The 14,209-nt window shown below is 64.4% G+C and carries 12 protein-coding genes; 2 read left to right on the forward strand and 10 right to left on the reverse strand.

The window, feature by feature from the left end; translation table 11 throughout:
* Positions 1-110 precede the first annotated feature (110 nt).
* From GWE18_RS38170 to GWE18_RS38195, 6 genes are all read right to left on the reverse strand, one after another.
* The gene (locus GWE18_RS38170; RefSeq protein WP_275190732.1) at positions 111-1,178 is read right to left on the reverse strand and encodes an extracellular solute-binding protein; all 1,068 of its coding nucleotides are present in this window, start codon (positions 1,176-1,178) and stop codon (positions 111-113) included.
* Positions 1,179-1,201: 23 nt separating this feature from the next.
* Positions 1,202-2,263, reverse strand: a complete 1,062-nt coding sequence (locus tag GWE18_RS38175) for an ABC transporter ATP-binding protein (RefSeq protein WP_275190733.1) — start codon at positions 2,261-2,263, stop codon at positions 1,202-1,204.
* Between the two features lie 466 nt (positions 2,264-2,729).
* A complete protein-coding gene (locus GWE18_RS38180; protein WP_275190734.1) occupies positions 2,730-3,914 on the reverse strand; it encodes an aminotransferase class V-fold PLP-dependent enzyme in 1,185 nt (394 codons plus the stop codon).
* Positions 3,915-4,070: 156 nt separating this feature from the next.
* The gene (locus tag GWE18_RS38185) at positions 4,071-4,883 is read right to left on the reverse strand and encodes an LssY C-terminal domain-containing protein (RefSeq protein WP_275190735.1); all 813 of its coding nucleotides are present in this window, start codon (positions 4,881-4,883) and stop codon (positions 4,071-4,073) included.
* A gap of 169 nt (positions 4,884-5,052) precedes the next feature.
* Entirely contained in the window at positions 5,053-5,784 is a 732-nt protein-coding gene (locus GWE18_RS38190; protein WP_275190736.1) for a thermonuclease family protein, read from the reverse strand.
* 186 nt (positions 5,785-5,970) lie between these two features.
* Positions 5,971-7,707 carry a hypothetical protein gene (locus tag GWE18_RS38195; RefSeq protein WP_275190737.1) on the reverse strand — a complete coding sequence of 579 codons (1,737 nt, stop codon included), beginning with the start codon at positions 7,705-7,707 and terminating at the stop codon, positions 5,971-5,973.
* Positions 7,708-8,081: 374 nt separating this feature from the next.
* Here GWE18_RS38195 and GWE18_RS38200 point away from each other — a divergent pair, with 374 nt between their 5' ends.
* Complete coding sequence (locus GWE18_RS38200; protein ID WP_275190738.1) at positions 8,082-8,921, forward strand: caspase family protein; 840 nt, start codon at positions 8,082-8,084, stop codon at positions 8,919-8,921.
* 201 nt (positions 8,922-9,122) lie between these two features.
* Here the strand turns inward: GWE18_RS38200 and GWE18_RS38205 are convergent, their stop codons facing one another.
* From GWE18_RS38205 to GWE18_RS38220, 4 genes are all read right to left on the reverse strand, one after another.
* Positions 9,123-9,377: a GIY-YIG nuclease family protein gene (locus tag GWE18_RS38205; RefSeq protein WP_275190739.1), complete on the reverse strand. Its 255-nt coding sequence runs from the start codon at positions 9,375-9,377 to the stop codon at positions 9,123-9,125.
* Positions 9,378-9,548: 171 nt separating this feature from the next.
* Positions 9,549-10,451, reverse strand: a complete 903-nt coding sequence (locus GWE18_RS38210; RefSeq protein ID WP_275190740.1) for an HlyD family efflux transporter periplasmic adaptor subunit — start codon at positions 10,449-10,451, stop codon at positions 9,549-9,551.
* Positions 10,452-10,521: 70 nt separating this feature from the next.
* Positions 10,522-11,400: an alpha/beta hydrolase gene (locus GWE18_RS38215; protein WP_275190741.1), complete on the reverse strand. Its 879-nt coding sequence runs from the start codon at positions 11,398-11,400 to the stop codon at positions 10,522-10,524.
* 86 nt (positions 11,401-11,486) lie between these two features.
* On the reverse strand, positions 11,487-12,347 hold the full coding sequence (locus tag GWE18_RS38220; RefSeq protein WP_275190742.1) for a class I SAM-dependent methyltransferase: 861 nt from the start codon (positions 12,345-12,347) through the stop codon (positions 11,487-11,489).
* Between the two features lie 264 nt (positions 12,348-12,611).
* Between GWE18_RS38220 and GWE18_RS38225 the strand changes: the two genes are divergently transcribed.
* The gene (locus GWE18_RS38225) at positions 12,612-14,192 is read left to right on the forward strand and encodes a winged helix-turn-helix domain-containing protein (RefSeq protein ID WP_275190743.1); all 1,581 of its coding nucleotides are present in this window, start codon (positions 12,612-12,614) and stop codon (positions 14,190-14,192) included.
* Positions 14,193-14,209: the final 17 nt, after the last annotated feature.

Consider the following 14,209-nt stretch of genomic DNA (forward strand, 5'->3'; position numbering starts at 1 on the left):
TTTCCCTCATCCTGAGGAGCCGCGCAGCGGCGTCTCGAAGGATGAATGGCACCAGCGGGGCCTCATGGTTCGAGACGGCGCTTCGCGCCTCCTCACCATGAGGAGATAGTTCAAACCCTGAACAGCCGCGCATAGCGCGTCTTGATCTCTTCGGCCATTTTCTCGACGCCCTCGGCGTCCTCCTTCATCAGCTTGATGTCGGAAATCTTCCGCCGTCCAGGCTTCGACTGCACCTGCGGGTGAACGGAATGCTGCGCGGTGAAATCGCAAAAGAACTGCTGGGTCTGGCGCGTATGCAGCCAGGCCTGGAACAGTTTTGCGGCGTTGGGATGCTGCGCGGTCTTGAAGATGCCGGTCGGCCCCGAAATCGTCGGCGTGCCCTCGACAGGATAGACCGGCTCGACCGGCTGGCCGGCTTCCTTCAAGAGTACGATGCCGTATTCGTTGCCATCGGCCATCACCGCGCGCTCGCCGAGCGACAGCTTCTTCGGCGGGTCGGTCGACGACTGCACCTGCATCACACGCTGCCTGGCGAGCTTTTCCATGTATTCCCAGCCGAGCTCGCGCACCATCTGGAACGTCGCGGTCATGATGGTTCCGCTATAGGCCGGGTGCCCCTTCACCATCTTGCCCGCCCATCTGGGATCGAGCAGGTCGGCAAAGCTCTTCGGCGCATCCTCTGGCTTCACGAGGTCGGTGTTGTAGGCGATCGACGACAGCCAGACGCGCGAAGTCGCAAACATGCCGTCGGGGTCGCGATAGTTTTCCGGAAAATGTTTCGCGACGTCCTCGGGCACGAACGGCATCAGCCAGCCGTTTTTCTTCCAGACGATGAAGTGCGAGGCGTCCGAGGAGTTGACGATGTCGGCGGCGCGAATGCCAGAGGCAAATTCCTGGTCGATCCGCTGGAACAGCCGCTCCGAACCGGAGCGTTCGATCTGGATGGTTACGCCCGGAAAGGCAGCCTCGAACGCCTTGCCGAGCTTTTCGCCGACCGGCAGGTCCATCGAGGAGTAGAAGATCAGTTTGCCTTCCTTCTTTGCCGCCTCCACCAGCGCCGGCGTGATCGCGGCCGGCTCCGGCGCCTGGGCACGAACGGGTGAAGGGAACGCCGTTCCGGCCGCCAGCGCCACTGAGCCTTGCAGGATGTCGCGCCGCGAAAGCTTTTGCCCTTTCATCGCTTCCTCCCGCTTGTTCTTGTCTATCGGCTCAGTGCCCGGCAGCGCTCGGGCGGCAGCGTCAGCCAGACCTCGCTGCCTTTTTGCACGTTGGTTTCGGTCGGCGTGGTGGCGCGCAAACTGGTGCCGTCGGCGACCTCGACCATGTAGTCGCGCGCGACGCCGAGATAGACCTGCCGCGTGACGACGGCCTTGATCGCATTCTCTGATGAAGCCGGCGCCTGCGTGGACAGGCCAATATCGTGCTGGCGGATCGCGACCACGGCGCCCTGGCCCGCGGTGAGCGGCGCGCCGACCACCTTCAACGTCGCGCCCGCAAAGGAAATGTGGCTGGCGTCGCGCGCCGTACCCTTGATGACATTGCTGGCGCCGATGAAGCGGGCGACGAATTCGGATTCCGGCCGCGCGTAGATGTCCTCGGGGGTGCCGAGCTGGTCGATCCGCCCGCCGTTCATGACCGCGATAAGGTCGGCCGTGGTCATGGCCTCGGACTGGTCGTGGGTGACGTAGACAGTGGTGTAGCGGTATTGGTCATGCAGCCTGCGGATTTCGAACCGCATCTCCTCGCGCAAATTCGCGTCGAGATTGGAGAGCGGCTCGTCGAGCAGCAGCGTCTGCGGTTCGACGATCAGCGCGCGCGCCAGCGCCACGCGCTGCTGCTGCCCGCCGGAGAGTTCGCCGGGATAACGCTGCGCCAGCGCCTCGAGCTTGGTGGTGGCCAGGATCGCCGCGAGCTTCTTTGCGATGGTGTCGCGGTCGAGTTTGCGCAGGCGCAATCCGTAGACGATGTTTTCTGTCACCGTCATGTGCGGCCACAGCGCGTAGCTCTGGAAGATCATCGACATGTTGCGCTGCTCGGGCGGCAGCGTGCGCGCTGTCGACGACACCAGCCGTTCCCCGACATGGATTTCGCCGTCGGACGGTTCCAGAAAACCCGCGATCAGCCGCAGCGTCGTGGTCTTGCCGCAGCCGGACGGCCCCAGCAGGCAGACCAGTTGCCCATGATCGATCCTGAGCGAGACGTTATCGACCACGGCAAGCGCCCCAAATCGCTTGGTCAGGCCGCGCAAATCAACGGACGCCAATCGCCTCACTCCCACTATTGTCTTTGCACGGATCAGCGCCCGGCTTGGTATGCCAGTATACGGACAAAAACAGGTTGGGAAAGGGAGTTGAGTTAGAAACGATGTCGTTCGCCTCGTGCGCAATTGCGCACGGGCGCGTCACCACGATTTCACATTGTGAGAGACGCCGTCTCCAAGTGGTCGTCCCTGCGAACGCAGGGACGACCACTAGCTTCGATAGTCGGTAGGATGGGTGGAGCGAAGCGATACCCATCACTGCCGCGATGGACTCGCTGCTTTGTCGTCCCTGCGAACGCAGGGACCCATACGCCGCGGCCTGCGGAAGTGGCACGGCGGGAGACGGCTTCGCCCCGAGAAGAGCGCTAGCCGGCGAACGCGAAGTATCAGCCGCGGCGCTTCATCGATGGATCACGCGGTATGGGTCCCTGCTTTCGCAGGGACGACCACTACGACCGGCGAAAGGCTCTTACGCCCCGACGTTCTCGCCGAGATATTCGATCGCGGCCTCGGTTCCGCCCTTGCCGTGAGGGATGCCGAGCGCATTGAGGCCGACCTCGACGACGCCGAGCGTGCCCAGAATCATCGGCGCATTCACATGGCCCATATGGGCGATGCGAAAAGCCTGGCCCGAGAGGTCGCCGATCCCGGTGCCCAGCACCACGCCGCATTTTTCCTTGCAGTAACGCTGCAGCGCGGCGGGATCGTATTCGTTCATTGTCACGGTCGTCACCGTGTTGGAGCGCTCATTGGCTTCCGCGATGTTGAAGCCGAGCACCTGGCCTTCGCACCAGACGGCCACTGCGCGGCGCACCGCCTCGCCGAGCAGGCGGTGACGCAGATGCGCGTTCTCCAGCCCTTCCGTGTGCAGCATGTCGATCGCCTTGCGCAGCGCGAACAGCAAGTGCACCGGTGCGGTGCCGGCATATTTGCGGTAGTGCTCGCTTCCCTCGCGCTCGGTCCAGTCCCAATAGGGCGTGCGCAGATCAGCTTTCTTGTGCACTTCGCGGGCGCGCTCGTTGGCGGCGACGAAGCCGAGGCCGGGCGGCGTCATCAGGCCCTTTTGCGAGCCCGACATCGCGACATCGATGCCCCATTTGTCCATCTCGAACGGCATGCAGCCGAGCGAGGCCACGGTGTCGACCATGAACAGCGCCGGATGTCCCGTGGACTTGATCGCCTTGCCGATGGCTTCGATGTCATTATAGGCGCCCGAGGCGGTATCGACCTGCACCGCGACGATCGCTTTGATGCTGTGATCCTTGTCCTGCCGCAGCCGCGCCTCGACCTCGGCGGGACGGATCGCGCGGCGCCAGTCGCCCCTGAGCACCTCGACCTCGGCGCCCATGGCCGCCGCAGCCTGACCCCAGCCGATCGCAAAGCGGCCGCTCTCCAACACCAGGAGCTTGTCGCCGCGCGACAGCACGTTGGAAAGCGTCGCTTCCCATGCGCCATGGCCGTTGGCGATGTAGATGTAGGATTGGCCCTTGGTGGCGAACAGTTTGGAGAGATCGGCGAGCAGGCTTTCGGTCAATTCCACCATCTGGTCGGAATAGATGTCGAGCGCCGGGCGGTGCATCGCCTGCAGCACTTCGTCGGGCATGGTGGTGGGCCCCGGGATGGCCAGAAATTCCCGGCCCGCGCGAACGGTCATTTGTTGTTTTTCCTTATAGGCAAGCACGCTGAATCGAAGCGCGTGAGATTCAGCCGGCATAATATTCGATCGGAACCGTCATTGCGAGCGCAGCGAAGCTGCAAAAAAGGATCAAATTGCTCTCATTGCTCTTCACAATGACGGCAACGGCGCATCTTATTTCCCCACCGCATTCGCGATCGCGCGCCAGATCTGATCCTTCAATTCGGTCGCCGGCGGGCTTGGGATCGTCACCGCAGGCCCCTCGCGCTTTCGGCACGCCTCGACCAGCCGCAGCACCCAGATCTCGCCGTCGGTGTAATAGAGGTCGCCGCCGCCATTTCGGCCCGCGATCGTGGGCCCAATGCCGGTGACCTGATACTTCGCCTCTACCATCCCCGCGCTTTCCAGATCCGCAGCCAGAAGCGCGCGCTCGGCGTCGAGATCGGGGCTGATGTGGTGCGTGACGGCGGCGGTGTAGTGGCTGACGCCGACGCCGCGATCCTCCGTCGCTGCTCCGAGCCAGACCGGGCGCTTTTCCGCGCCGCTCTCCAGCACCTTCCAGTAGCGCACATGGTTGCGACGGTCGGCACTGCTCCCGATCGGCTTTTCATAGGCGAGATCCTCGCGGCGGCCGAGGTAATAGAGATTGCTCACCGGCGCCTCCTTGTACGGCCTGTCGAGCAGCACGCTACCGATGATCTCGATCGAGGATTTCAGCGTGATCTGGTCGGCCGGATACCAGCCGGCCGCGTGCATCGCGCACACCACGTCGCCGGTGTTGCCGATCAGCCCGACATTCATGGGATCGCCAGGGATGCCCTGCGCGGTGCGTGTCACCATCGGCATGTCGGCAAGCCCGCGCTGATGCTCGTAATGCGTCCAGAAACCCGGCAGCACCAGATAGGCGAGCAGGCCGTACCCGCCGAGGATGACGAGCGCGAGCAACAACACGCGCTTTAATCGCAAATGATCTCGAACATTGGCCACGTGTCTGAGCTCTCGCCGATTCAGTCGTGGAGGCTAGGATACTCGATAGTGCGGGGGCTTTCATCCTTCGAGACGGCGCTGGAGCGCCTCCTCAGGATGAGGTTTGAGACCCTCATGGTGAGGAGCGCGGCATCGCCGCGCGTCTCGAACCATGAGGCCGCAGAAGCATCTACCGCCGCGTCTCGCGGCAGCCGGCGGCCTCAGCCTCCTCGACCGAGCAAAACCAGCGCGTGCCCTTTGAGATCTTCATTTCGATCTTCGCATACCAGCGGCTCGTCGGCTGGTGAAAGATGCATTCGCCGGACCGGTTGACGTTGCCCTTGATGGTGCAGTCGGGAGAGGGCGCCACCGATCCGGATGCTGACGCCAGCAGAACCGCCTTGGCGTTCTCCGGCGGCTTCACCGCGCCAAGAACGGTTGTCTTCTTGTTGCGTACGCGCCAGTCCCACGGCGCGATAAACGCGCCCTGCCACATCCCGGCCTTGGCCTCGCGCGCGGCCTTCTCATCCGGCTCGTAGTCGCGGGAGATCCGTGTAGCCGCCAAAGCCCAGCCGTTCGACACCAGCCATTTCTGGATGTCCTCGCCGTCGGCCTGGCACCGTGCGACGGTGCGGCCGCGGCGATCCGCAACCGGCCTGGTATGACAGGTCCAGCTTTTGCCGCCGAAGCGCTTTGTCAGTTCGTCGCGCGCGGCGGCGCCGCAGGTCCAGCGCTCGCCCTTGGTGTTGAGGCAAAGCTGATCGACCGCCGGCGCGTCGATGCCACCCAGACGGATGCGGTGATTGCCGATCTGAAGCTGATCGCCTTCGCGGATTTTCGGAACGCCGGAGATGTCGGCCGCCTGCGCGATGGCGGGGAATGACAATACCGCGATGGCGGCAAGCAATGTCGGTAGTTTCATCGGCAATCCCGGCAAAGAAAGGATGCGGATTGTGCGGAGATCGGAGCTATCTCGCCAGAGCCGGAACGTCGCACCGCTGTCAACTTCCTGTCATTGTGTTCGTCATTCCGGGGCGATGCGAAGCATCGAACCCGGAATCTCGAGATTCCGGGTCTGGTCCTTCGGACCATCCCGGAATGACGGCGGTTACGTCGAAGCGCCCTTCACCATCGCCCTTCGCGCCAGTGCCAGCCCCATCAACACAAACGCCGACGTCACCTCGGGGCCGCCGACCAGAATCCGCGTCGGCGTCTTCATCTTGTTCCACTCATAGGCCTTGTAGGGCCCGTGCCTGCCGCCTTCGCCGAAATGGGCTGTGATGCAGTTCAGCGCAGGCGCGAAGGTCGAAACGTCGGCGCCGAGATGCGCCAGCGCAATCAACGCCAGCGCAGCGTCGAACGGGTTCATCTCGCGCGCGATCAGTTCGCCCTCGACATAGGCGAGCACACGGGAGCGGATGAACTCGAACGTGCCGTCGGGATCGATCGCCTGCTTTGCTGCGTCAGGCAATGCCATGAACGCGGCATGGCAGCGGCCGAAATAGGCGGAGTACAGTTCCGGCAGATAGTAGATGTGCGAGCGCGGATTTCTGAACGCGCCGCTTTCCACCAGCCGCCGCTGGAAGCCGATGATGCGATGCACGGTCTCCAGCCGCGCGGGCGTTTGCAGGATATTCCAGCGCGTGAGGTTACGGAAAGAGACTTCGAGAATATCGAGATTGAGCGTCGGATCGAGGTCGTTGCCATAGGGCCGGTCGCCCGCGAGGTTGTCGATCCAGGTGACGACGCCGCCCTCGTAATCGATGTTGTCGTTGAGCGGCACGGTGACGCGCGGCTCGTTGGCGCCCTCGCGCACCTGGTAGCCGCGGTAGAAATCCAGGAGCGGCTGGTCGAGGATCGGATCCGTCGAGCCGGCCTGCGTTGCCGCCGAGAACGAGCACGCCGTGGTGTCGCAATCCGGCACGTAGATGCCGAAGCCGAGATCCTGCTTGATCTGGGCGAAGAAGCGCGAGAAGCGCGGATGCGGCAGCGGCGCCAGGGCCGTGATCACGCGTACCGTCGAGCCGTCATGCGAGGCTACTTCTTCGGCTGAGGTCTTCAGGCAAAAATCCACCATCTCGGAAATCGCCCGCCGCGACGCCGCGGCCTCGTTTGAAGACGCCAGCCCGGTCTCGACGTAGCTCAGCAGCGCCTCGGTGAAGAAGGCATCGTAATAGGCCGAGCGGTGGCGGATCTGCACCGGCTCCCACATCGGCTCGGCAATGCCCGTCCAGGGCGGGTTGATCAGGGCGCGGGCCGGCGAATGCGCAATGAAGACCCGCGCCAGGTTGAACAGCAGCGTCGAGTTCTTGTAGCCGCGCGAGTTCAGTCCCGTCAGCGCCATCAGCATTTCGCGGCCGCCCATGTCGGGGTCGCCGATCAGGTTGAAGGCGGCATAGGTCGGAATGAAGCCGTTCTTGGCGAACGAGCGCAGCAGATGGGCGCCGCAGCGGCGGATCACCCGGTCGATCTCGCTTCGGTCGGGCGCCCGGCTAGGGGCCGCGACCGGCTTCGGGGAGGGGTGGCGGACGTCGATGTCGGCCATCAGCTCGGCGATCGGCGCCCCGACCGCGGCCCAGTCCGGCTCGGCCTCGTCGCGCGCTCGCCTCAGCGCCTCCCGCAAGGCGCCCAGCCGCTTCTCGTCGCGTAGCGCCGGGTGTCCGGTCCGCCGCAGCAGCGGCCGCAGCGCCGGGTTGCCCAGCGCCGTGCGATAGAACTTGCCGAGATGGGGGTCGCCCCCGCGGTACTTCAGCAGCACGGGGTCGCAGACGTCGTACAGCGACGGGCCGTCTTTCCGGGCGGTCAGCGCCCGGAATGTGGCGCCGGCAATGGTGTGGAAGCCCATGCAGTTTCTTTCCGCCGGAACGGTGAAGGAAGGGCCGTGTTAAGCATGGCATATTACTTAAAGCGGCCACCGCCGGCCGGATCGGGCCCGCAAGCCCTTGAAAACTATATAAATCGACGAAAAACACAAATGTGATGCAGATCACTTAAGTAGAATTAACCCTTCGCCATAGTCGGCGGCAATTGGCTCTATGCACCAAATGAGGTTGTTCGGGAGGGCCCGGCAGGCTAAAAGCCGGGTTGTTGCGGTGCCGCAAATTGAGCGCAATTTGACGGCACACACCCGGCAACCCCTTCAAACCTGAACGGTCCTCACGCGACTAACTGGCGCCGGTCGTGCTTGGTGCCTTTGGACAAACTTGGGATGGTAACGCGATGAACCTCGGTCAGCTCCGCATCTCCCGCCGCAGCCTCACCATTGCCGTTGCGTTTGTCGGCCTGGTGTCGCTGGCGATCGGCGCCCATGCCGCGCTGAACAAGCGTTCGCTCGACGCCGCCAAGGCGATCGGGACCGAGCAGACCGGCTCGATCGGCACGTCAGCCAGCCGCGTCGCGCTGGTGATCGGCAACGGTCATTACCCGGATGCGTCAGCCCCGCTGTCCCAGCCCATCAACGATGCCCGCGGCCTCACCGCTGCCCTGCGCGCCAAGGGTTTTGACGTCGACGTGGTCGAGGACGCCACCAAGGACGACATGGCCCGCGCCATCATCCGCCTGAAGGGCAAGATCAAGCAGGACACCGTGGCGATGCTGTTCTTCGGCGGCTATGGCGTTCAGGTCGGCCGTGAGAGCTTCATGATCCCGGTCGATGCCGCGATCTGGAAGGAAGGCGACGTTCGCCGCGACGGCGTCTCGATCGAGCAGGTGCTGGATGCGATGACCGAGAAGGGCGCCAAGGCCAAGCTCGTCGTCGTCGATGCCTCCCGCCGCAACCCCTATGAGCGCCGCTTCCGCTCCTACTCGCACGGCCTCGCGCCGATCTCGGCGCCGGAAAACGCGCTGATCCTGACCTCGGCGACGCCGGGCAAGGTCGCCGACGACGGCAAGGGCCAGTACAGCGTGCTGGTGACCGAGTTGCTCAACAATCTGAGTTCGCAATCCGGCGCCGCGAGCGCCTTCAACAAGACCCGCATCTCGATCTCCCGTGCTTCCGACGGCGAGCAGGTGCCCCAGGTGTCGTCGTCGCTGCTGGAAGACGTCCGCCTCGGCGGGTAGGGGCGGACCCAACCGTTATCTCTCAGCACGTCGTCCCTGCGAACGCAGGGACCCATACGCCGCGGCCGGCGGAAATGGCATACGGCGAGACGGCTGCGCTTCAACAATGTAAGCTGGTGGTTATGGGTCCCTGCGTTCGCAGGGACGACGGCGGTTACGTGGCGATAGCTTCCCTCAAACGATCAGGTCGCTCAGATCCCGCTACTCCAGATTCTCGCGCTCGATCAGCTCGATCTTCCAATCGCGTTTCCACCGTTTCAACTGCTTTTCACGCGCGATTGCTTCATCCGGTCGCTCGAACGCCTCGACATATACTAGCCTGTAGACGCCGTAGGTTTTGACGAACGAGGAGCCTTCGCCATTGCGATGCTGCTCCATGCGTTTTGCGAGAGAATTGGTCACCCCGATATACAGGGTCCCGTGACGCCGGCTCGCGAGGATGTAAACGTAATACATGCGCCACCCGGTCGTCCCTGCGAACGCAGGAACCACCGCGTGAGCGCCCCCGCGCTCATCGCGATACCGCGTGATCTATCGATAAGACGCAGTAGCAGACACGGTATCACACAACGACCGCCTGTGGTTATGGGTCCCTGCGTTCGCAGGGACGACAGCGGAGGCCGCCGCTTACTTCACATCCGCACTCGCCGTTACCGGCCGCACCGGGTCGCCCTCGCGGAGCAGCGCGCCGGCGCGCGCCACCACGATGTCGCCTTCCTGCAGTCCCGAGGTGATTTCGACCTGGCCGGCCGACATCAGCCCCGTCTCCACTCGCCGCGTTTCGACGCGCGCGCGCCGCACCACCTGCACCACGGTGCCGGCGGTGCCGTAGAGGATCGCGGTGAGCGGCACCGAGACGCCGCAGCTCTGCCCGGTCTTGATCTGTGCGCGGCCGCTGGAATTCACCAGCAGGCGCCGGTTGGTGGTGACGCCGACGAACACCTGCGCGAGCTGGCTGTTCGGCTCCACGGTGGTCGACAGCCGCCGCACCTTGCCATCGACCTCGCCGGCGCCGATCACCTTGATCCGCGCGGTCTGGTTGACCTGGAGCTTTTGGATATCGCGCGTCGGCACCATGCCGACCAGGTCGAACTCGCCGCGCGCGATGATCGAGAACAGCGCTTCGCCCTTGCCCGATGCCATCGCGCCGACGGACGCCGTCGAGGCCGAGATCACGCCGCCGACCGGCGCCTGCACCGTGATCTGCCCGCCCTCCGGCAGGTTCAGCTTCGCCAGCGCCTGGCCTGCGGTGACGCTGTCGCTCGCATCCACCATCACCTCGGCGACCTTCAGCCCCAACCGCTCGGGCCGCACCTGCGTCTCCTCGCGCGCAATGATGGTGCCGGACACCTCGACGATATTGGCGAAGCAGGATTTTTGCGCCTTGAGCACGGTGACCGCGGCGCCCTTCGGGGCGGCGGGGTCGGGGTCCTCGGCGGCGCGGAGCGGGGAGGTGGAAAGGCAGATCATGGCCGCTGCGATCAGGGGGGCCAGCCTCAGTGAAAGGTCGCTCGCGCGAAAAATGGTCATCGGCATTTCGTTCCCGGTTTCGGTCTAACCGATACCAGAAGGCCGACAGGAGAGCCAAGCGCCAAGAATCTCACCCCTCCGCCCCGCTGACCGCCTCCGCCGGTGCCTCGGCCGCCAGCGGAACGCCTGCGAGTTCGTCCGCGCGGGCGATATGCCTCGCGATCGCGGGATTGACTGACGAGGCATGGGTGAGCGGGAGCATATGGCCGGCGGCCGGCAAATGCTGGATTTCGGCGCAGTCCATGATCGCGCCGAGCCGCTGCACAATGCGCTGGGTGAGATAGGGCGACAGCCCTCCCGAAAACAGCAGCGTCGGGACGCGAAGCGAGGCCGCCGCTGTGGCGACATTCTGTTCGGCGAACGCCGCCGTGAAATCGAAGGCGAGCTTGTCGGCGCGCTCGATCATGCGCAGGCGCGCGCTGGCCGGCAGCGGATCCTGCGGACCGGACCCGTTCCAGAACTCGATAAACCTGTCGATCGCTTCGAGCGCCGATCCACTCCAGAGGTCCTCGGAAACCTCCCGCGCGACCTCCGCGAAACGCGCGTGAAGCCGCCGGTCCGCATCGCTCTCGCACAGCAGCGTCGGCAGCACCGGCTCGATCAGCGTCAGGCTGCGCACGCGATGCGCGAACGGTGAAGCGGTCGCGATTTTGAACGCAATCGCGCCGCCGTAGGAATGGCCGACGAGATGGATCGGGCCGTCCGCGTCGTTGAGGGTACCGCTCAGGCATCGGACCTCTTCCGCGAGCGTCAGCGGCAGATCCAGCGCGCAAGCTTGGGCGCCATAGCCCGAGATATCAGGGGCGAAGAACCGATGGCTGCGCCCGAGTTCATCGGCGAGCGTCTTCCATTGGCGGCCCGAGCCGAGCGAGCAATGCAGGGCCACGACGCTAGCCTTTTCGCGTTCTTTGCCGCGCTCTGCGCGCGCGATTGGAATCACATTCGTCATCGAGCTATTCCTGATTTGCGGATGGGACGCATCGCATCAGCGGGGCCATGCCAATGGCCCCGCCGAAGTCTTGCCGGCGCGGCGTTTCACCGCTTGGTGATGACGACCTCGAGATATTCGCTGGGCACGACCATCGTGCTGTCGCCGGACCTGTTCATGCGAACGATCAGGGCATGCAGATCGTTATGCAGCTCTTCCTGTTTCACCGGGTCGAGCGCAGCGAACGCTTTCAGCACCGGGCCGTAATACGTCTTGAAGATGTCGAGGAAGTGCGCCGGCGAGCGATAACGAAACCGGAACAGGCGCGATTCCGCTCGGATCGAGCGCGCGCCCGCGTCGAACATTTCGGTCAGCCGTGCGCTTGTGCCCCACAGCGCCGGGGATTTGGTGCCGGCCGGGGGCGGCAGATATTTGCCGAGCGTCTTGAAGACCTGTCCGATAAAACCTTCCGGCGTCCAGTTCGCCAGGCCGATCTGGCCCTTGGGCTTGCAGACCCGCATGAGCTCGGCGGCGGCGCGGTCCTGGTTCGGCGTGAACATGACGCCGAAGGTGGAGAGCACCGTGTCGAAGCTGCCATCGTTGAACGGCAGGTTTTCCGCGTCGGCTTCCCTGAACTCGATTTGCATGCCTTCCGCCGCGGCGCGCGCCTGGCCGCGTTCCAATAGCGCCGGCACGTAGTCGGTCGAGGTGACGTCGCACCACCGCCGCGCCGCGGCAAGGCTCGCCATGCCATTGCCGGCGGCGACATCGAGCACCTTGGAGCCGGCCTTGAGATCGAGCGCCTCGCAGAGTTCTTCGCCGACGATCTGCAGCGTCGAGCCGACGATGGCGTAATTGCCTGACGACCATGCGGCTTGTTGACGCGTCTTGAGGGCTGCAAGGTCGGGGGCGGGTTGGGCAGAATCGGCCTGAATCTGGGTCGCTGCGATCGCGCTCTGGGCGGCCATCGATGTCTCCTTTGGGGATGCTGCGGCCACAGGAGAGGGCCGCGGGTGAACCAAACATGGCCTTGGGCGGACCTAAAGACTGTGATGCGGGGCTGATTTTGCCTTGAGGGCACCCTGATTTTTCAGTGAGGTGCCCGTTTCTGTGAGATTTTTCACACGGTTCCGCCGGGAAATTCGCTCTAACTTTCGCGCGTGCGGGACAAAGCGACCGGAAATTACGTGCCGATCCGAAATGACTTATGAAGTTTTAACCGGGATGAAGCCGTGCAATTTCACTTTTCCAACCATGTGCTGGATGTCGACCTTCGCGAGCTGACCCGCGGCGGCGAGAGCGTGGCGGTCGAGCCGCAGGTGTTCGATCTGCTGGTTCACCTGATCGAAAACCGCGACCACGTCGTCACCAAGGACGATCTGATCGAGACGGTGTGGGATGGCCGCATCGTCTCCGAATCCACATTGACGAGCCGGATCAACGCCGCGCGCAAGGCGGTCGGCGACAGCGGCAAGGATCAAATCATGATCCGCACCCTGGCGCGCAAAGGTTTTCGCTTCGTCGGCGACGTGCAGCCGAAAGCCGCGAACGGCGGCGATGCCCGCGGCGCGGCGCCCCAGCTGCGCGCCCCCGCCGGCGAGCCGCTGCCCCGGCAATTCCCGGCGCTTGATCGAACGGCGATCGCGGTGCTGCCGTTCGTCAATCTCTCTGGCGAGCCGGAGCAGGAATATTTTTCGGAAGGCATCAGCGAGGACATCATCACGGCGCTGTCGAAGCTGCGCTGGTTCTATGTGATCGCGCGGAATTCCTCGTTCATCTACCGGGGAAAATCCGTCCACCACCAGCAGATCGGCGAGGAGCTCGGCGTCGGCTACGTCGTGGAAGGCAGCGTGCGCAAGGACGGCGACCATGTGCGCATCACGGCCCAGCTCGTGGACGTCGCGACCGGCAGTCACCTCTGGGCGGAGCGCTACGACCGCAATCTCGCCGACGTCTTCGCCGTGCAGGACGAAATCACCCAGGCCGTCGTCGCGGCGATCGAGCCGCAGCTCTATGCGGCCGAGGATTTCCGGGCCCGGCGCAAGACGCCTGACAACATGGATGCGTGGGACCTGGTGATGCGGGCTCTGTCGCATTACTGGCGCGTGACGCGGCAGGACAATCTGGTCGCGCAGGCGCTTCTTGAAAAGGCGATCAGTGTCGATCCCGCTTACGGCCAGGCGCTCAGCCTGCTGGCTTCCTGCCATACGTTCAGCGCCCATATGGGCTGGCAGGAAATGTCCAGGACCGTTCCGGTGGCGGAGCGCGCGGCGCTGGCGGCGATCCGGGCCGACAGTGAGGATGCGTGGGCGCATTATGCGCTGGCCAGCGTCTATCTGTTCAACCGGCGCTTTGATGATTGCATCGCCGAATTCGAGCTGGCGCTGCGGCTCAATCCGAATTTTTCGCCTGCGCGCGGCATTTACGGCGTTGCGCTGTCCTATCGCGGGCTCTGGGAGGAGGGCGATCGCGCCGCGCGCGAGGCGCTGAAATTCTCACCCCGCGATCCCTTTGCCGCGATCTATTGCGGCGTCGCCGCCTATTGCCAGTATGTCGGCCGCAATTACGCGGAGGCGATCCGCCTGTCGCGTGAAGCGCTGCGGCAGCGCACCGACTTTGTCGGCGCCCACCGCGTGCTGACGGCTTCATTGGGCATGGCCGGCGGCACCGACGCCGCCAAAGCCGCCCTCGAGGGCCTCCGCCGCGCCCAACCCAACGTCACGCTCGCCTGGCTGGCCAGCGAACTGCCGTTCGAGCACGAAGCCGACAAGGCGCATTATGTGGAAGGGTTTAGACGGGCGGGGTTGGGGTAGGCGAGCAGTGTGCGCCT

This window comes from Bradyrhizobium sp. CSA112 (assembly GCF_029051645.1).
Lineage (GTDB): Bacteria > Pseudomonadota > Alphaproteobacteria > Rhizobiales > Xanthobacteraceae > Bradyrhizobium.